The following is a 15,041-nucleotide window of genomic DNA, read 5'->3' on the forward strand; positions in this document are numbered from 1 at the left end:
GCGGCAGGATGGCCCCGTGCCGAACACAGATCCCGAAGCCGGCGGGCCCGACGTCGACCCCGCCGCCATGCGCGAGCAGTACCGCTCCGAAGTGCTCGCCGAGGGCGCGCTGGCGCCCGCCCCCATGGACCAGTTCGCCCGCTGGTTCCGACAGGCCGTCGACGGCGGGCTGCACGAGCCGAACGCCATGGTCGTCGCCACGGCCACCCCCGACGGCCGCCCCAGCACGCGGACGGTGCTGCTGAAGGCGTACGACGAGAGGGGCTTCGTCTTCTTCACCAACTACCAGTCCCGCAAGGGCGGCGAACTGGCCGCGAACCCGCACGTCTCGCTGCTCTTCCCCTGGCACCAGATCGCCCGCCAGGTCATCGTCACCGGCACCGCCGCCCGCGTCTCCCGCGCCGAGACGGCCGCGTACTTCCGCACCCGCCCGCACGGCTCGCAGCTCGGCGCCTGGGCGAGCGACCAGTCCCGGGTCGTCGCCTCGCGCGACGCGCTGACCGCCTCGTATGCCGACCTGGAGGCGCGCTACCCCGAGGGCGAGAAGGTGCCGGTGCCGCCGCACTGGGGCGGCTACCTGGTCGTGCCGGAGACGGTGGAGTTCTGGCAGGGACACGAGAACCGACTGCACGACCGGCTGCGATATGCCAGGACGGACGAAGGGGGCTGGTCGGTGGAGCGGCTGAACCCTTGAGCGGGTCCTCAACGCAGAAACCCCGCGGGCTCTGGTCCCCTCCGGAGAGGGGGCCGGCCGGACGTACCGGCGAGCCCGCGGGGCGGTGACTGCTTGGATTGGAACCGGCTGCGCCGGCACCGCACTGAGTGCGACGACGGGCAACTAGCCCGCAGTCACCTCACGAGTCCGGAAAGAAATCACTTCCGAATCACCTCCTTTCAGCGTGGGCCTCACACTAGGAGCCCCCTCCGGGCACCTCAACCGAATTAACGGGGCCCTTCGATTTCGCCGAACTCCGTGTGGGCTGGGTCACGTTGGAGTTGAATGATCCGAACGTGCAGCACGGGCGAACACCTGTGGGGGGTGCCGGGTGAGTGCTTCTCTGAGCAGTGGGACCGCCGAGCCTGAGCCGGTGGCGGGAGCGGGGTCGGGGTCGGGGGCCGACCTTCTCACCGCGCTTCTGGACGGCATGGACGCGGCCCTCTGCGCCTTCGACGCCGACGGCGTCGTCACCCACTGGAACCGCGAGGCCGAGCGGATCCTCGGCTGGAGCGCCGCCGACGCGGTGGGCAGGCGCGGTCTGGCGGGCTGGGCGGTGCGCACCGCCGACGCCGACGAGGTGCAGGGGCGGCTGATGGCGGCCATGCGCGGCGGCGGCCGGCAGGTCCACGAGTTCGCGCTGCTGCGCAAGGACGGCGGCCGGGTCCTGGTACGGACGCAGTCGGCAGCGGTCACCGGCACGGACGGCAGGGCGGCCGGGGTCTACAGCGCGTTCGGCGAGGTGCACGCGCAGATCGACCTGGAACGGGCCATCGCGCTCAGCGAGGTCCTCTTTGAGGACGCGTCGTGGGGCGTGGTCCTCGTCGACGTCGACCTGCGCCCCACCGTCGTCAACGTGCACGCCGCCCGCGCCCTAGGCGGCGGCCGCACCACGCTGCTGGGCCGCCCGCTCGGCGAGACCGTCGTCCAGGGCGTCGACGAGCTGGAGGGCGCCCTCCAGTACGTACTTGCCGAGGGCACCCCACCGGCCCCCGTCGACCTGTGGGTGACGCTGCGCACCGCGGAGGGGGAGCGGCGGCGCTGCTGGCGCAGCGGCTTCCTGCGGCTGGCCTCGCCCCTCGCGGAGGAGCCGGTGCCGCTGGGCGTGGGCTGGCTCTTCCAGGACGTCACCGACGCCAAGACCGCCGAACAGGACGCCGCCAGGCTGCGGTTCAGGGGCAACCAGCTGCACCGGGCGGCCAGGGCCGCCGCAGAGTGCGAGGACCCCATGGAGGCCGCGGCGGCCTATCTGGACTTCGGTCTCGCCGGGTTCGCCGACCACGCGCTCGTCGACGTACTCGCGGGCGACCGTCTCGTACGGGCCGCCGCCACGCCCGCCGGAGAGCCGGGACCCTGCCTCCAGGAGAACGCGGAGGCGGGCATTCCGGTGCGTTACGGGGAGGGCCACCCCGCCCTCCAGGCGCTGGAGCGGACCGGTGCGGTGCGGGCGAGTGCGGGCGCTCGCGCCGACGCCGTGGTCTGGGCCGCCGACCGCCAGTGGCCCGCGGACGCCGTCCACGCGCTCTGTACGGTGCTGCGCAGCCGGGGCCGCACCCTGGGCACGGTGACCTTCCTGCGCGGTGCGAGCCGCCCCGCCTTCGAGCGCCCGGACGCGACGTACGCGGAGAGCATCGCGGTACGGGTGGCGGCTTCGGTGGACCTGGCGCAGACGGTGCGCGACAGCGGCTAGGAGAGCGGAGCAAAGGGGAGGGGGCGGGCGAGGAGGGGGGATTTCGTCGCCCGCCCCTGTACGGGGGGTGGTGCGGCGGTACGGTGCGCGCCGCCGCACCGGGGTCACGCCGCGTGCAGCGCCAGCGTCGGCGACAGCCTTGCCGCCCGCACCGCCGGGTAGAGGCCCGCGACGGTGCCGATGGCGAGGGTCGCGCCGAAGCCGCCGCCGACCGCCCACATCGGCACCACCCAGGGCATCGGGCCGAGCGCCGCGTAGACACCCGTCGCGGCGGCCCCCAGAGCGATGCCGACCAGTCCGCCGAGCGCGGACAGCATCAGGGACTCCGTGACGAACTGGATGCGGATCTGGCCCCTGGTCGCGCCCATGGAGCGGCGCAGGCCGATCTCGTAACGCCGCTCCAACACCGAGATGATCATGGTGTTGGCGACCCCGACACCGCCCACGAGCAGGGCGATCCCGCCGAGCCCCAGCAGCAGCCCGTTGAACGCGCCCTCGGTGGCCGCCTTGGTGCGCAGGGCCGTGGACGGGTCCGTGATCAGGACGTTCTCCGGGCTCTTCGGGTCGATCGTCGGTGCCATCAGCGACCGCACCTGCGGTACGGAGGCGTCCGTGGAGCGCTCGTACAGCGAGGTCGGGTGGCCGTCGAAGCCCAGGTGCTTCTTCGCGCCCTCCCAGCCGGTCAGGGCCGAACGCTCGACCTCGGGTGCCAGCGGCAGCGGGGCGAGGATGCCGGTGACGGTGAAGTGCCGGCCGCCGATCCACACCTGGGAGCCGGGCGTCGCGATGCCGAGGCGTTCGGCGGCGACATGACCGAGGACGACGGCCGGGTAGCGGCCGGAGGCCGCGTTGAGCCAGCGGCCGGAGGCGACGGAGCCGCGCAGCGTCTTCAGCAGGCCCTCGGTGGCCGCCTGGACACTGATGCCGCCGGTCTCGTCCTCGGGGATCTTCTCGCTGCGCCGCACGCTCTCTTTGAGGAGGCCCGTGGCGCCGACGTCCTCGACGCCTTCGATGCGGCCGACCATGCCGGTCGCGGACTCCGGAAGGGTGACCTTCGCACCGCTGAACATGGACTCACCGGGCGTCGCGACCAGCATGTTCGTACCCAACTGGTCGAGCTGTCGCATCAGTTGGGCCTTGCTGGACGCGGAGATGCCGACCACGGCGATCATCGTGGCGATCCCGATGGCGATGCCCAGCGCGGACAGCACGACCCGCACGGGGCGGCTGCGCAGCCCGGCGGAACCGACGTGCAGGACGTCACGGGGACCGAGCCGGGCGGGACCGAGCCGGGCGGGGGAGCGACGGGCGGTCATCGGGGACCACCTCCCGGGCCGGCCGTGTCGCGGTCGGCTCCGGTGTCGGCCGTGATGCGGCCGTCCCGGAGCCGGACCTGCCGGGGCAGGCTCTCCGCGATCTCCGTGTCGTGCGTGATGACGGCGATCGTGGCGCCTTCCGAGTTGAGTTCGTGCAGCAGCGCCATGACCGCCTCCCCCGACTCGGAGTCCAGCGCTCCGGTCGGTTCGTCGGCGAGCAGCAGGGCGGGCCGGCCGACGACCGCGCGGGCGATCGCCACACGCTGCTTCTGCCCGCCGGACAGTTCGTGCGGGCGGTGGCCCATCCGGTCGGCCAGACCGACCCTGGCCAGCGCCTCCGCCGCCCGCCTGCGCCGTACGGCACGGGGCAGGCCGGAGTAGAGCAGACCCTCCGCGACGTTGTCCCGGGCGCTGACGCCCGGCACCAGGTGGAACGACTGGAAGACGAAGCCCACGTGGCGCGCCCTCAAAGAGGAGAGCTTCCGGTCGGACAGGGCGGCGATGTCGTGCCCGGCGATGGCGACCGTACCGGCGGACGGGCGGTCCAGGGTGCCGACGATGTGCAGCAGCGTCGACTTGCCGGAACCGGACGGGCCGACGATGCCCAGGAGTTCGCCCTCGTGGACCCGCAGGTCGATCCCGCGCAGGGCGGCGACACCGCCCGGATACTCCTTGGTGACACCGGCCAGCTCGACGACGGCCGCGGGAGGGGATCCCGACGGGGCGGCGACGGCGACGCTCGCGGGAGCGTCCGGCAGCCCCACGGCTTCGGGGGCAGGGGATGCGCTCATATCTTGGGCACGCCCACCTTCATGCCCTCGCGCAGGGCGCCCCCGCTGATCTCGACTCGGCCGCCCTGCCCGAACATGCCGAGCTCCACCCGTACGTCCCGTACGGAGCCGCCCGACACCACCTGCACGCCGAACCCGCCCTTCGGGTGCGCGAGCAGCGCGTTCACGGGGACGGTCAGGACGCCCGTACGGGTCTCGCCGGTGAGGTTCACGGTGACCGGCGCCTGGTCGACCGCCCGCACCTTGTCGGGGGCGTCGAAGGCGACCGTGAGGGACACCTTGGGCGTCTTGTCGGTGGGGTCGTCGCCGGGCGCGGCTGTCTTGCCCACGGAGGAGATCCGGCCGGGCGCGGTGGAGCCGTCCGGCAGGTTCACCGTCACCTTGGTGCCCTCCTTGGCCAGAGTGCTCATCGAGACCTCCAGGTGGAACGACACGATGCGTTCCGACCCGGTCGTGGTGAGCACCTGCCGCCCGGGACCGACCTGGTCGCCGGCCGCCGCGGGCCTGTCCTTGACCCGTACGGCGCCCGGTGCGAAAGCGATCTGGTCGGGGCCGACCGTGCCCGTCTCTTTGAGGTCGTGGGACTCCTGCCACCTGCGCACGGCGTCGGCGGTGCCCTTCGTGTACTTCTCGTCGACGGCGAGACCGGGCGCGAACCCCAGCGCCTGGAGGTTCCGCTCCAGCTGCTTCACGTCCGGGCCCTCGTCGCCGGGCTTCATGACCCGGTACATGGGCCCCGCCCCGTACATCAGGCGCACGGGCTTCCCGTTCACCTCATAGAGGCGGCCGTCGCGCCGCACGGTGGAGCCGACGGACGGCGACCAGGTGAGGGTGCCCGTGGCGCCCGCGTTGACCTTGTGGGTGCCCGCGTGCCCGAGGACGCCCTCGACCTGGGTGGAGTCGCTGAGGTCGCCGCGCTCCACGGCCGCGGTGGCGGGCGGCAGTCCGGTGCGGCCGCTGCCGGCCTCGCTCTTGCCGGAGGCCCGCACGGTGCTGAGGGCGACCCCGCCGCCCACCACGGCGAGCACCGCGACGGCCGCGACGCCGACCTTCGTGCCGCGCCTCACCGGTAGATCCCCGCGCACGCCTTGGAGGCCTTCTCGAACTTCTTCAGCTCCTCGCCCTTGGGGATCTTCATCGCGCGCATGCTGCCGCCCTCGTAGTCCGGGTCGGGCATGTTGAAGCCGTTCTTGCGCATGCATTGGGCGTGCTTGATGCCCTTGTCCTTGTCGGCCTGGGTCATCCTGCCGCCGGCCGGGCCGCCGGGTGACGTACCGGCGCAGGCCTTCATCGCCTTGTCGAGGGTGTCCTTGGGCGCGCCCTCCCCGAGGGTGATGCCGACGCCGCTCTCGCCGGGCTTGGGGTCGGGCACCTTCAGCCCGTGCTCGCGCAGGCACTGGCGGTGCTTGACCGCCTTGTCGTCGCTGTTCTTGGAGGTGGTGCCGCCGCCGGACCCGGCGGCGGAGTCCGACTTCACGCTGTCGGGCCTGTCCGCGGCGTCGGCCCCGCCCTTGTCGGCGGAGCCCGCGCAGGCGGTGGCGAGGACGGCGAGGGAGGTGAGTCCCATGGCCAGGAAGGAAGTGCTCCTACGGATGGTCATGGCCGGGAGCGTGCCGCGGTCCCGCCTTTCGTTTCTCGTAACCCTGGTCCTTACAGCGAGGAAAGGTGCGGGTCGGATAGGAAGGGCGGATGCGTGTGCTGGTGGTGGAGGACGAGGAATTCCTCGCGGAGATGGTGGCGGAAGGGCTGCGGAGGGCCGCCCTCGCGGTCGATGTCGCCCGCGACGGGCTCCAGGCCCTGCGCAAGCTTCAGTTCGGCGAGTACGACGTGCTGGTCCTCGACCGTGACCTGCCGGGCCTGCACGGCGACGACGTGTGCCGCCGGGTCGTCGAGCAGCGGCTGCTCACCCGGGTGCTGATGCTGACCGCGTCGGGGACCGTGCGCGACCGCGTCGACGGCCTCGGGCTCGGCGCGGACGACTACCTCACCAAGCCCTTCGCGTACGACGAGATCCTCGCGCGCGTGCTGGCGCTGGGCCGCCGCGCGCGCCCCGCCCTCCCGCCGGTGATCGAGTGCGCCGGGATCGTCCTGGACACGGCCCGCAGACAGGCCGCACGGGACGGCCGCCACCTCCTCCTGTCCCGCAAGGAGTTCGCCGTGCTGGAGGCGCTGCTGCGGGCCCAGGGGGCGGTGGTCAGCGGCGACGACCTCATAGAGCAGGTGTGGGAGGAGGACACCAGCTACCGCACCAACGCGGTACGGGTGACCCTCAGCAAGCTGCGCGCCAAGCTGGGCACGCCCGCGGTGGTGGAGACCGTGCCGGGCGTCGGCTACCGCGTCACGAACACCACGGGCACGGGTACGGGCTCGGACACACGTACAGGCACCGTCACAGGTACAGGTACAGGTACAGGTACAGGCGCCACCGGCCCGGGGCACGGCGCATGAGCGAGCGCGCCCGGCTCACCGCCCTGTACGGAGGTCTGCTGGTGCTGGCCGGTGCCCTGCTCACCGGGCTGGTGTACTTCCTCGTGCGGGAGGGCCTCGGCTCGACCATCACCAGCGCGGTGACCACGGCGGTCCCAATGCAGCGCATGCCCGTGGACGACGGCGCGTGGGCCACCCTCGAACCCGCCCGCGCTGTTCCCGCGCTCCCGCTGGCGTCCCCCACGACGAAGTCGGCGGCCCTGCGCGTGGTGACCCAGCAGGCCAGCAAGGCGGCCGAGGACGCCGCCCTGGGCCGGATGCTGACCGTCTCCGGGGCCGCCCTCGCCGTCTTCAGCGTGCTGTCGGTCGCGCTGGCCTGGTGGCTGGCCGGCCGGGTGCTGCGGCCGGTCGGCGTGATCACGGCGACCGCACGGCGGCTCTCCGGCGACAACCTGCGCGAACGGATCGCCCTGAAGGCCCCCGCGGGCGGCGAACTGAAGCAGCTCGCCGACACCTTCGACGGGATGCTCGACCGCATCGAGCAACTCGTCTCCGCGCAGCAGCGGTTCGCGGCCAACGCCGCCCACGAGCTGCGCACCCCCCTGGCGGTGCAGCGCGCCGCCGCCGAGATCGGCCTCGCGGGGGAGCCGGATGCGGACCGCGTCGCCCGCATCCGTACCAAACTGATCGAAGTCGCCGACGACAGCGAGCAGTTGATCGAAGGGCTGTTGCTGTTGTCCGTCTCGGAGCAGGGGCTGCGCCACCGGGAGCCGTGTGCGCTGCGGGACGTCGTCACCGGAGTTCTGGAACGCACCCCCGTACCCGACGGCATCACCGTCACCACGGACCTCCGCCTCAAAGAGGTGACGGGTGACGAGGTGCTGCTCGGTCACCTCGTCCAGAACCTGCTGGGCAACGCCCTGCGCTACAACCACCCGGCCGGTACGGTCCGCGTCCGGCTGTCCGGCGACGGCGTACTGGAGGTGTCCAACACCGGCCCTGCCGTCGACCCGGCCGCCGTGCCCCGTCTCTTCGAGCCGTTCCGGCGGGCGCGGGAACGGCGCCACGCGCCGGGCGAGGGGGCCGGTCTCGGTCTGTCCATCGTGGCGTCGATCGCCCGCGCGCACGGTGCGAAGGCCACCGCGCGGGCGAACCCGGAGGGCGGACTGACGGTACGCGTGGCCTTCTGACGCGCAGCCCTCTCCGCGCACGTGCTCAGTGGCGGTTCGCGCAGGCGCTCAGTGCCGGAAGAAGATCCGGTCGCCGTACTCGCTCATCACCCGGCCGTTCCACTCGTGCCCGCCGTCGACGTTGCCCGAACGCAGCAGCGGCGGTTCGATACCGCGGTCCACGAGCTCACCGGCCGCCGCCGCCATGACCGCCTGCATCAGGGCCGTGGTGACCACCGTCGACGCGGGGGCGAAGGGGGCGTCGATGCCTTCGGCGGTGAGCTCGGCGTCACCGACCGCGATCTTGCTGTCCAGCACGATGTCGCAGTGGTCCTTGAGGAAGCTGCCCGACTTGTGGCGGGACCTGGTGCCCTGCGCGTACGCCACGGACGTCACTCCGATGACCTTCAGGCCCAGGGCCCGCGCGTTCATCGCCATCTCCACGGGGAGCGCGTTGCGCCCCGACAGGGAGATCACGACGAGTACGTCACCGGACTTGGCGGGGCTGCTGTCGAGGACGGCACCCGCGAGGCCGTCGACGCGCTCCAGGGCGGAGCCGAGGGTGGCGGGCATGACGTCGATGCCGACGACCCCGGGGACGGCGAGGAGGTTCATCAGGGCGAGTCCGCCCGCCCGGTAGACGACGTCCTGGGCGGCGAGCGAGGAGTGGCCCGCGCCGAATACGAAGAGCCGGCCCCCGGCGGCCACGGTGTCGGCGATGGCGGTGCCCGCCGCCGCGACGGAGTCCGCCTCCTCGTTCCGTACGCGATGGAGCAGCTCGATCGCGGCGTCGAAGAACTGACCGGCCAGTTTGTTCTCGCTCATCGCAGAGGGGCCTTTCCGGGGGGTTACCGAGGGTAGCGGACGGGGATGCCGACCGCGCCGCGGATCACGTTGCGGTCTGGACCTGGGGCCTGTCAATACGGCCGCGCCCCGGTCCGGCACGGTTGTCAGTGCGATGCGTCAGAATTGGTACCGGGCCGGGGCGTCTGCGGAAATCCGTCGGGCGCCTCTCAGCGACGACGAGCCAGCGCACGACGATTTTCTGTCACAGCATCGAGGGGCACACATGTCCGGACTGATCGACACCACGGAGATGTATCTCCGCACCATCCTTGAGCTTGAGGAGGAGGGCGTCGTCCCCATGCGCGCCCGTATCGCCGAGCGCCTGGACCAGAGCGGGCCGACGGTCAGCCAGACGGTGGCGCGCATGGAGCGCGACGGCCTGGTGACGGTCGCGGGCGACCGGCACCTGGAGTTCACCGAGGAGGGCCGCCGTCTCGCCACGCGCGTGATGCGCAAGCACCGCCTCGCCGAGTGCCTGCTCGTCGACGTGATCGGCCTGGAGTGGGAGCAGGTGCACGCCGAGGCCTGCCGCTGGGAGCACGTGATGAGCGAGGCGGTCGAGCGCCGCGTCCTGGAGCTGCTCCGCCACCCGACCGAGTCGCCGTACGGAAACCCGATCCCGGGCCTGGAGGAGCTGGGCGAGAAGTCCGAGGCCGATCCGTTCCTCGACGAGGGCATGGTCAGCCTCTCCGACCTGGTGCCGGGTCCCGAGGGCAAGACCGTCGTCGTACGGCGGATCGGCGAGCCCATCCAGACCGACGCCCAGCTGATGTACACGCTGCGCAGGGCGGGCGTGCAGCCCGGCTCGGTGGTCAGTGTGACCGAGTCGCCCGGCGGGGTGCTGGTCGGCAGCAGCGGCGAGGCGGCCGAGCTGGACGCGGAGACGGCGTCGCACGTCTTCGTCGCCAAGCGCTGACACCAGATGCCGACGTCAAGCTCTGGCGCCAGGTGCTGACGTCAAGCTCTGGCCACCAGGCTCTGACACCGGCCGTCGGCGTCCGCTCACTGCGGGGCCGGAAGGTCAACCGGGCCTGGAGTGACGGGAGTTGGGACCCGCTTTCGTGGTGGAATCCCAGCGGCCGGACGGATCGCGTGCCACGCTGTGTCTGCGGCACATGAACCGGGGCACAGGACGTGAATGAGAACTGCCGACCGGGCCCGTCGCACGGCCGGGGAGGAGGCGGGGAATGCGCCCGTCGTACGTACCGCACTACGTACCGCACAAGGAGGGCCCCGGCGCCCTGAGGCGCCGGGGCCTGTCCTCCCCTGTGCTGACCTGGAGCCCCGAGCTCTCAAGGTCAACCCCCGCGGACCGTCTTCCCCGAGCGGCCCGCCTCCCGCAGAAGATCTCCCCTCGGCAGCGCGAGGCAATCCTTGAGCACTGTCACTCGAAAGAGGGGTCTTGGGTGCTGGACCCACACTTTCGAATGCAAGTTCGATAACTTGGTGGGCAGGACACGACAGGCCCGAACAAGGCCGGAGACAGGACCCGGGACGAGACCCGGATCAAGGCAGGGACGACCACCCGGAACCGGAAGTAGAAGGGGGTGCCAGGCCATATGGTGCGGCGCATCGACGTGACCGGAGCCGACGGCGTACGCCTCGCCGCCTGGGAGTTCGCCGACCCGCCGAAGGACGGCGGCGAACCCGAGCAGGTCCCCGGCGTCTTATTGCTGCACGGACTGATGGGCCGCTCCTCGCACTGGGCGGCCACGGCGCGCTGGCTCTCCGAGCGGCAGCGGGCCGTCGCTCTCGACCAGCGGGGTCACGGACGCAGCGAGAAACCCTCGGACGGCCCCTTCACCCGCGATGCGTACGTGGCCGACGCGGAGGCTGCGGTCGAGCAGCTCGGTCTGGCCCCGGTGACCCTGATCGGGCACTCGATGGGCGCCCTGACGGCCTGGCAGCTCGCCGCCAAACGACCGGACCTGGTCCGCGCCCTGGTCGTCTGCGACATGCGGGCCTCGGCCCTCGGGGCGGCCTCCCAGCGGGAGTGGGGCGACTGGTTCAGGGCGTGGCCGGTGCCGTTCGCGACGCTCGCGGACGTACGGAAGTGGTTCGGCGAGGACGACCCCTGGGTGGAGCGGCCCTCGCCGGCCCGCGGCGAGTTCTTCGCCGAAGTGATGGCGGAACGGTCGGACGGCTGGCGCCCGGTCTTCTCCCGCCGCCAGATGCTGGAGTCCCGGGAGACCTGGGTGTACGACGCGCACTGGGACGAGCTGTCCCAGGTCCAGTGCCCGACGCTGGTCGTCCGCGGGCTGGACGGGGAGCTGGGCAGGGCGGAGGCGCAGGAGATGGTGCGGGTGCTGCCACGGGGGCGCTACGCGGAGGTGGCGGACGCGGGGCACCTGGTGCACTACGACCAGCCGGAGGGGTGGCGGGAGGCGATCGAACCGTTTCTGGAGGAAACGGTGGCCTCGGCACGGTAAGCGGCGGGGCGGCGGTGGCGTGCGTGCGGTCGCGGAGGGGGCGTGCCGCGGTGGGGGGGCCGCCCCCTTGCCCACCCTTCCCCAAGCTCTTAAGGAGCAGGGGAGACCCCACTGCCCCCGGGGGGCGGCCCCGCTGCCCAAGAGGGCTAGGGGGGTAGGGGGCAGGCTTTTAGGGGCGCGGGGAACTGCGCGATCAGCCACGACGCACCCGCGCAATGACCACCGGCGCCGCAGGCAACGCCAGCCCCCCACCGGCCCGCGCCAAGCGACCCGTCCTACCCCTTACTCACTGCCGCCAAAATCTCCGGCAGCCGTGCCGCCGTCCTCGGGGCGGCAGCCTTGAGGCCGAGCCAGGCGATCAGCAGGCCGTATGCCGCACCCACCGGGAGCAGTAGCCACGTCGCGTGCCCCGCGACGTGCAGCCACACCGTCAGCCCGATCAGCGGCGCGCACGCCACCGTCGACACCAGCAGCCCGACCGCCAGCGACATCCAGGCGAGGGACCCCTGCCCGGGGGCCACGTTCTTGTACGCACCCCCCTGCGGCACCGAGTACGGGTAGCGCGCCGAAGCCACCATCCCCGCCGCCAGCAGCGCGCCGAGCAGCGCGAAGGCCAGCCCGAGCACCTCGGGGAGCACCGCCCAGTCGTCGACGATCGCCGCCGTCACGGCCGTCACCAGCACTGTGTACGGAACGGTGATCGCCAGCAGCGCCAGCAGCCGCGCCCGCAGCTCCTCGTACGCGTCGCGCGTCGTCGAGATGGTCGTGGCGACCATCCAGAACGCCGACGTGTCCGTCCCGAACTGGTTGAACGTCTGCATGCCGAGCATGCCCGTGGCCATGCACGCCAGGTACACCGACCCGGTGCCCTGCAACGCGTTGAAGACCGGCACGATCAGCCCGATGGCGAGGGCGGTGATCCACGCGCCCTTCGTCTTCGGGTCGCGCCAGATGTACCGCAGCACCCGCTGCGCGGTCGCCGCCGTCCGGCCGTCGGGCAGCAGCCGCGCGAGCCAGCCCGCCGACGACTCCTTGCGGGCCGGGCCCGACGCCGCCTGGATCGTCGACCCGTCAGGCGCCGTCATCAGCTTGACCAGGCCGCGCTCCCACGCCCACAGCAGCGCCGCCAGCGCGACGGCCGCGATGAGCAGTTGGGCGATCCCGCGCCCGTACGCCCCCTCGCTCACCGAGTGCACCGCGCCGACCGCCGAGGCCGGCGGAATCCACTGCACGACGTCCGCCACCGGGTCGAGCACCGAAAGGCCGCCCGAGTTGGAGAGCCGCTGCCAGCCGAAGTTCACGAACTGGATGCCGACGGCCACGACGAGACCGCTCAGCACCGCCAGGTCACGCCCGCGCCGACTGGTCAGCAGCCGTACGTTCGCCGTCGCGACGGTACGGGACAGCGCCACACACGTGAGGACGGTCAGCACGGCGGCCAGTACGGCCACCACCACCCCCGCGAACCCGTGCGCCACGGCGAGCACCGAGCCCACCGCCAGACACACCGTGAACAGCGGCCCGATCCCCACCAGCGACGCCACCAGCAGCGCCCGGATCAGCGGCCTCGGCCGCAGCGGCAGCATCACCAGCCGCGACGGGTCCAGCGTCTCGTCGCCGCTGGGGAAGAACAGCGGCATGAACGTCCAGCCGAGCGCGACGACCAGGGCCATCAGCAGCGTCAGCGTCGGCGCGAACGACTGCCCGCGCATCGCGATCAGCGCCACCAGCTGGAGCGCCGAGAAGAGCAGCACCAGCACCGCGGTGACGACGAACGCGGCCTTCCGCCCGGACGACTGCCGCAGCCCGTTCTTCAGCAGCGCCAGCTTCAGCCGTACGAAGAGAGGGGTCAGACCGGCGGAAACCGTACCGTCGGGCCCCGCGCCTGCCGGACCGGCACCGCCGGAAACCACACCGTCGGTACTCATCGCGCCGCCCCGCCGCCCAGCCAGTCCAGGCTCTGCCCGGCGTCCCGCCCGTTCGCCCCGACCAGTTCCAGGAACGCGTTCTGCAGGGTCGGCGCGTCGCCCCGTACCTCTGCCAGGGTTCCCTGGGCGCGGATGCGGCCGGCGGCCATCACGGCGACCCAGTCGCACAGCGACTCCACCAGTTCCATGACGTGGCTGGAGAAGATGACCGTCGCGCCCGAGGCCGTGTACCGCTCCAGGACGCCGCGGATGGTCTGTGCCGACACCGGGTCGACGCCTTCGAACGGCTCGTCCAGGAAGAGGACTTCGGGGTTGTGGAGGAGCGCTGCGGCGAGGCCGATCTTCTTGCGCATGCCGGTCGAGTAGTCGACGACGAGCTTGTGCTGCGAGCCCGCCAGGTCGAGCACGTCCAGGAGCTGGGTCGCCCGCTTGTCGACCTCCTCGCCGGGCAGCCCCCGCAGCCGACCGGTGTACGCGAGCAGTTCACGCCCCGAGAGCCTCTCGAAGAGGCGAAGTCCCTCCGGCAGTACGCCGATCCGGGACTTGACCCGCACCGGGTCGCGCCACACGTCGTGGCCGCCGATCTCCACGGTGCCCTGGTCGGGGCGGAGCAGCCCCGTCACCATGGAGAGGGTGGTGGTCTTGCCCGCGCCGTTCGGCCCGACGAGCCCGATGAACTTTCCGGCCGGGAGTTCGAGATCGATCCCGGCGACGGCGATCTGCTCGCCGAACCGCTTCCACAAGCCCTGGACACGTACCGCGGCGGGCGGCGCCGTATGCGCTCCGCCCGCCTGTTTGAATGCTTCGTGGTCGAATGCCTGGTCAGGCATGTCGCACTGCCTTTCGTGGTCCCCGTGATACGGGGCCCACTTTATGACCCGCTATGTTCGAACGCGCCCCCGCGCGGCGGCCGCTTCCCGCCCGCACGCGTAGGCGAGGGGGCTGATCAGTTCCTCCGCGTCCGGCAGCCACCGGTTCGCGGGGGTGGGGCGGCGGGCCCACTGCACGGCGCCCATGCCGCCCATGCGGGTCGGCGGGCCGGCCACGTAGTCGCCCTCGCCGCGTGCGACCAGGTCGAGCGCGCTCGGCACCCAGCCCAACTTCCGTACCAGATCCGGGATCTTCGCGCCCGCGCCCGGCAGTACGAAGAAGAGGAGACGGCGGTCGGGGGTGCTGGTGACGGGGCCGAGGGTGAGCTCCATGCGCTCCATGCGGGCCAGTGCCAGGAAGCCGGCCGTCTCGGGCACGTCGATGGCGTCGAAGGTGCGTCCGGTGGGCAGCAGGATCGAGGCCTTCGGGTTCTTCTGCCACATCCTGCGCGCCGCGACCGCGCTGCCCGTGGCCTGCGTCGCCCAGTCGTCCTTCGCCGGGTGCGCGCCGGGGGCGGTGCACGCCGCGTCGCCGCACGAGCAGCGCTCCACCCCCTCGTCGGCCTCCAGCCAGGTCCCGGGGACCACGTCCCAGTGCCGTTCCTCCGCGTACCGCACGGCGCTGTCGAGCAGTTGATCACCGCGCTGCTGGGGGATCTGGGCGGCGGTCGTGACGTCCGTGACTCCAATGGTCTCTTCCACGAAGAACTCAACTGCGAGCATCACCTCCGGTTACGGGCGCGGCGGTCCGGGAGATGGCGCATCGATCCTGCATACGGGGCGCATGGGTGCACGGGCGGGGGCGCGCAGGTGGCTGCGGCCCGGCGAGCGGGAAGCCACAGAGAGGGAAGCGCGGAGGTA

At 72.2% G+C, this 15,041-nt stretch carries 14 protein-coding genes; 6 read left to right on the forward strand and 8 right to left on the reverse strand.

The window, feature by feature from the left end; translation table 11 throughout:
* The first annotated feature begins 67 nt into the window (after positions 1-67).
* The gene (pdxH, locus tag ACH4SP_RS29800) at positions 68-694 is read left to right on the forward strand and encodes a pyridoxamine 5'-phosphate oxidase (protein ID WP_398419759.1); all 627 of its coding nucleotides are present in this window, start codon (positions 68-70) and stop codon (positions 692-694) included.
* 352 nt (positions 695-1,046) lie between these two features.
* A complete protein-coding gene (locus ACH4SP_RS29805; RefSeq protein ID WP_398419286.1) occupies positions 1,047-2,405 on the forward strand; it encodes a PAS domain-containing protein in 1,359 nt (452 codons plus the stop codon).
* A 104-nt stretch (positions 2,406-2,509) separates the two neighbouring features.
* On the opposite strand, the gene ACH4SP_RS29810 is transcribed toward ACH4SP_RS29805, so the two are convergent.
* From ACH4SP_RS29810 to ACH4SP_RS29825, 4 genes are read right to left on the reverse strand one after another with little or no spacing between them, the layout of a single operon-like run.
* Positions 2,510-3,721 (reverse strand): ABC transporter permease, encoded by a 1,212-nt coding sequence (locus tag ACH4SP_RS29810; RefSeq protein WP_398419288.1) that lies wholly within the window; start codon positions 3,719-3,721, stop codon positions 2,510-2,512.
* Positions 3,718-4,512 (reverse strand): ABC transporter ATP-binding protein, encoded by a 795-nt coding sequence (locus tag ACH4SP_RS29815; RefSeq protein WP_398419290.1) that lies wholly within the window; start codon positions 4,510-4,512, stop codon positions 3,718-3,720. Before ACH4SP_RS29815 ends, ACH4SP_RS29810 begins: the two co-directional genes overlap by 4 nt.
* Entirely contained in the window at positions 4,509-5,579 is a 1,071-nt protein-coding gene (locus ACH4SP_RS29820) for a peptidoglycan-binding protein (protein WP_398419291.1), read from the reverse strand. The genes ACH4SP_RS29815 and ACH4SP_RS29820 overlap by 4 nt, the downstream gene beginning before the upstream one ends.
* On the reverse strand, positions 5,576-6,112 hold the full coding sequence (locus tag ACH4SP_RS29825; RefSeq protein WP_398419293.1) for a hypothetical protein: 537 nt from the start codon (positions 6,110-6,112) through the stop codon (positions 5,576-5,578). Before ACH4SP_RS29825 ends, ACH4SP_RS29820 begins: the two co-directional genes overlap by 4 nt.
* Positions 6,113-6,201: 89 nt before the next feature.
* Between ACH4SP_RS29825 and ACH4SP_RS29830 the strand changes: the two genes are divergently transcribed.
* Together ACH4SP_RS29830 and ACH4SP_RS29835 are read left to right on the forward strand one after the other, a co-directional pair.
* The gene (locus ACH4SP_RS29830) at positions 6,202-6,960 is read left to right on the forward strand and encodes a response regulator transcription factor (RefSeq protein WP_398419295.1); all 759 of its coding nucleotides are present in this window, start codon (positions 6,202-6,204) and stop codon (positions 6,958-6,960) included.
* Entirely contained in the window at positions 6,957-8,129 is a 1,173-nt protein-coding gene (locus tag ACH4SP_RS29835) for a sensor histidine kinase (RefSeq protein WP_398419297.1), read from the forward strand. Before ACH4SP_RS29830 ends, ACH4SP_RS29835 begins: the two co-directional genes overlap by 4 nt.
* A 48-nt stretch (positions 8,130-8,177) precedes the next feature.
* Here the strand turns inward: ACH4SP_RS29835 and ACH4SP_RS29840 are convergent, their stop codons facing one another.
* Positions 8,178-8,933: an SIS domain-containing protein gene (locus ACH4SP_RS29840; protein WP_398419299.1), complete on the reverse strand. Its 756-nt coding sequence runs from the start codon at positions 8,931-8,933 to the stop codon at positions 8,178-8,180.
* 244 nt (positions 8,934-9,177) lie between these two features.
* Between ACH4SP_RS29840 and ACH4SP_RS29845 the strand changes: the two genes are divergently transcribed.
* The gene (locus tag ACH4SP_RS29845; RefSeq protein WP_398419301.1) at positions 9,178-9,870 is read left to right on the forward strand and encodes a metal-dependent transcriptional regulator; all 693 of its coding nucleotides are present in this window, start codon (positions 9,178-9,180) and stop codon (positions 9,868-9,870) included.
* Positions 9,871-10,513: 643 nt separating this feature from the next.
* On the forward strand, positions 10,514-11,383 hold the full coding sequence (locus ACH4SP_RS29850) for an alpha/beta fold hydrolase (RefSeq protein WP_398419302.1): 870 nt from the start codon (positions 10,514-10,516) through the stop codon (positions 11,381-11,383).
* Positions 11,384-11,658: 275 nt separating this feature from the next.
* On the opposite strand, the gene ACH4SP_RS29855 is transcribed toward ACH4SP_RS29850, so the two are convergent.
* The 3 genes from ACH4SP_RS29855 to ACH4SP_RS29865 are packed head-to-tail and all read right to left on the reverse strand — an operon-like array spanning position 11,659 to position 14,903.
* Positions 11,659-13,311 (reverse strand): transporter, encoded by a 1,653-nt coding sequence (locus ACH4SP_RS29855; protein ID WP_398419303.1) that lies wholly within the window; start codon positions 13,309-13,311, stop codon positions 11,659-11,661.
* Entirely contained in the window at positions 13,308-14,141 is an 834-nt protein-coding gene (locus ACH4SP_RS29860; RefSeq protein ID WP_398419305.1) for an ABC transporter ATP-binding protein, read from the reverse strand. The genes ACH4SP_RS29855 and ACH4SP_RS29860 overlap by 4 nt, the downstream gene beginning before the upstream one ends.
* 51 nt (positions 14,142-14,192) lie before the next feature.
* Entirely contained in the window at positions 14,193-14,903 is a 711-nt protein-coding gene (locus tag ACH4SP_RS29865) for a bifunctional DNA primase/polymerase (protein ID WP_398419307.1), read from the reverse strand.
* Positions 14,904-15,041: the final 138 nt, after the last annotated feature.

Origin of the sequence: Streptomyces sp. NPDC021093 (genome assembly GCF_044333135.1) — a bacterium.
Lineage (GTDB): Bacteria > Actinomycetota > Actinomycetes > Streptomycetales > Streptomycetaceae > Streptomyces.

Coding starts and splice junctions, on each gene's coding strand:
- pdxH (WP_398419759.1), top strand. CDS start 68: ATGCGCGAGCAGTACCGCTCCGAAGTGCTCGCCGAGGGCGCGCTGGCG.
- ACH4SP_RS29810 (WP_398419288.1), bottom strand. CDS start 3,721: ATGACCGCCCGTCGCTCCCCCGCCCGGCTCGGTCCCGCCCGGCTCGGT.
- ACH4SP_RS29815 (WP_398419290.1), bottom strand. CDS start 4,512: ATGAGCGCATCCCCTGCCCCCGAAGCCGTGGGGCTGCCGGACGCTCCC.
- ACH4SP_RS29825 (WP_398419293.1), bottom strand. CDS start 6,112: ATGACCATCCGTAGGAGCACTTCCTTCCTGGCCATGGGACTCACCTCC.
- ACH4SP_RS29830 (WP_398419295.1), top strand. CDS start 6,202: ATGCGTGTGCTGGTGGTGGAGGACGAGGAATTCCTCGCGGAGATGGTG.
- ACH4SP_RS29835 (WP_398419297.1), top strand. CDS start 6,957: ATGAGCGAGCGCGCCCGGCTCACCGCCCTGTACGGAGGTCTGCTGGTG.
- ACH4SP_RS29840 (WP_398419299.1), bottom strand. CDS start 8,933: ATGAGCGAGAACAAACTGGCCGGTCAGTTCTTCGACGCCGCGATCGAG.
- ACH4SP_RS29845 (WP_398419301.1), top strand. CDS start 9,178: ATGTCCGGACTGATCGACACCACGGAGATGTATCTCCGCACCATCCTT.
- ACH4SP_RS29850 (WP_398419302.1), top strand. CDS start 10,514: ATGGTGCGGCGCATCGACGTGACCGGAGCCGACGGCGTACGCCTCGCC.
- ACH4SP_RS29855 (WP_398419303.1), bottom strand. CDS start 13,311: ATGAGTACCGACGGTGTGGTTTCCGGCGGTGCCGGTCCGGCAGGCGCG.
- ACH4SP_RS29860 (WP_398419305.1), bottom strand. CDS start 14,141: ATGCCTGACCAGGCATTCGACCACGAAGCATTCAAACAGGCGGGCGGA.
- ACH4SP_RS29865 (WP_398419307.1), bottom strand. CDS start 14,903: ATGCTCGCAGTTGAGTTCTTCGTGGAAGAGACCATTGGAGTCACGGAC.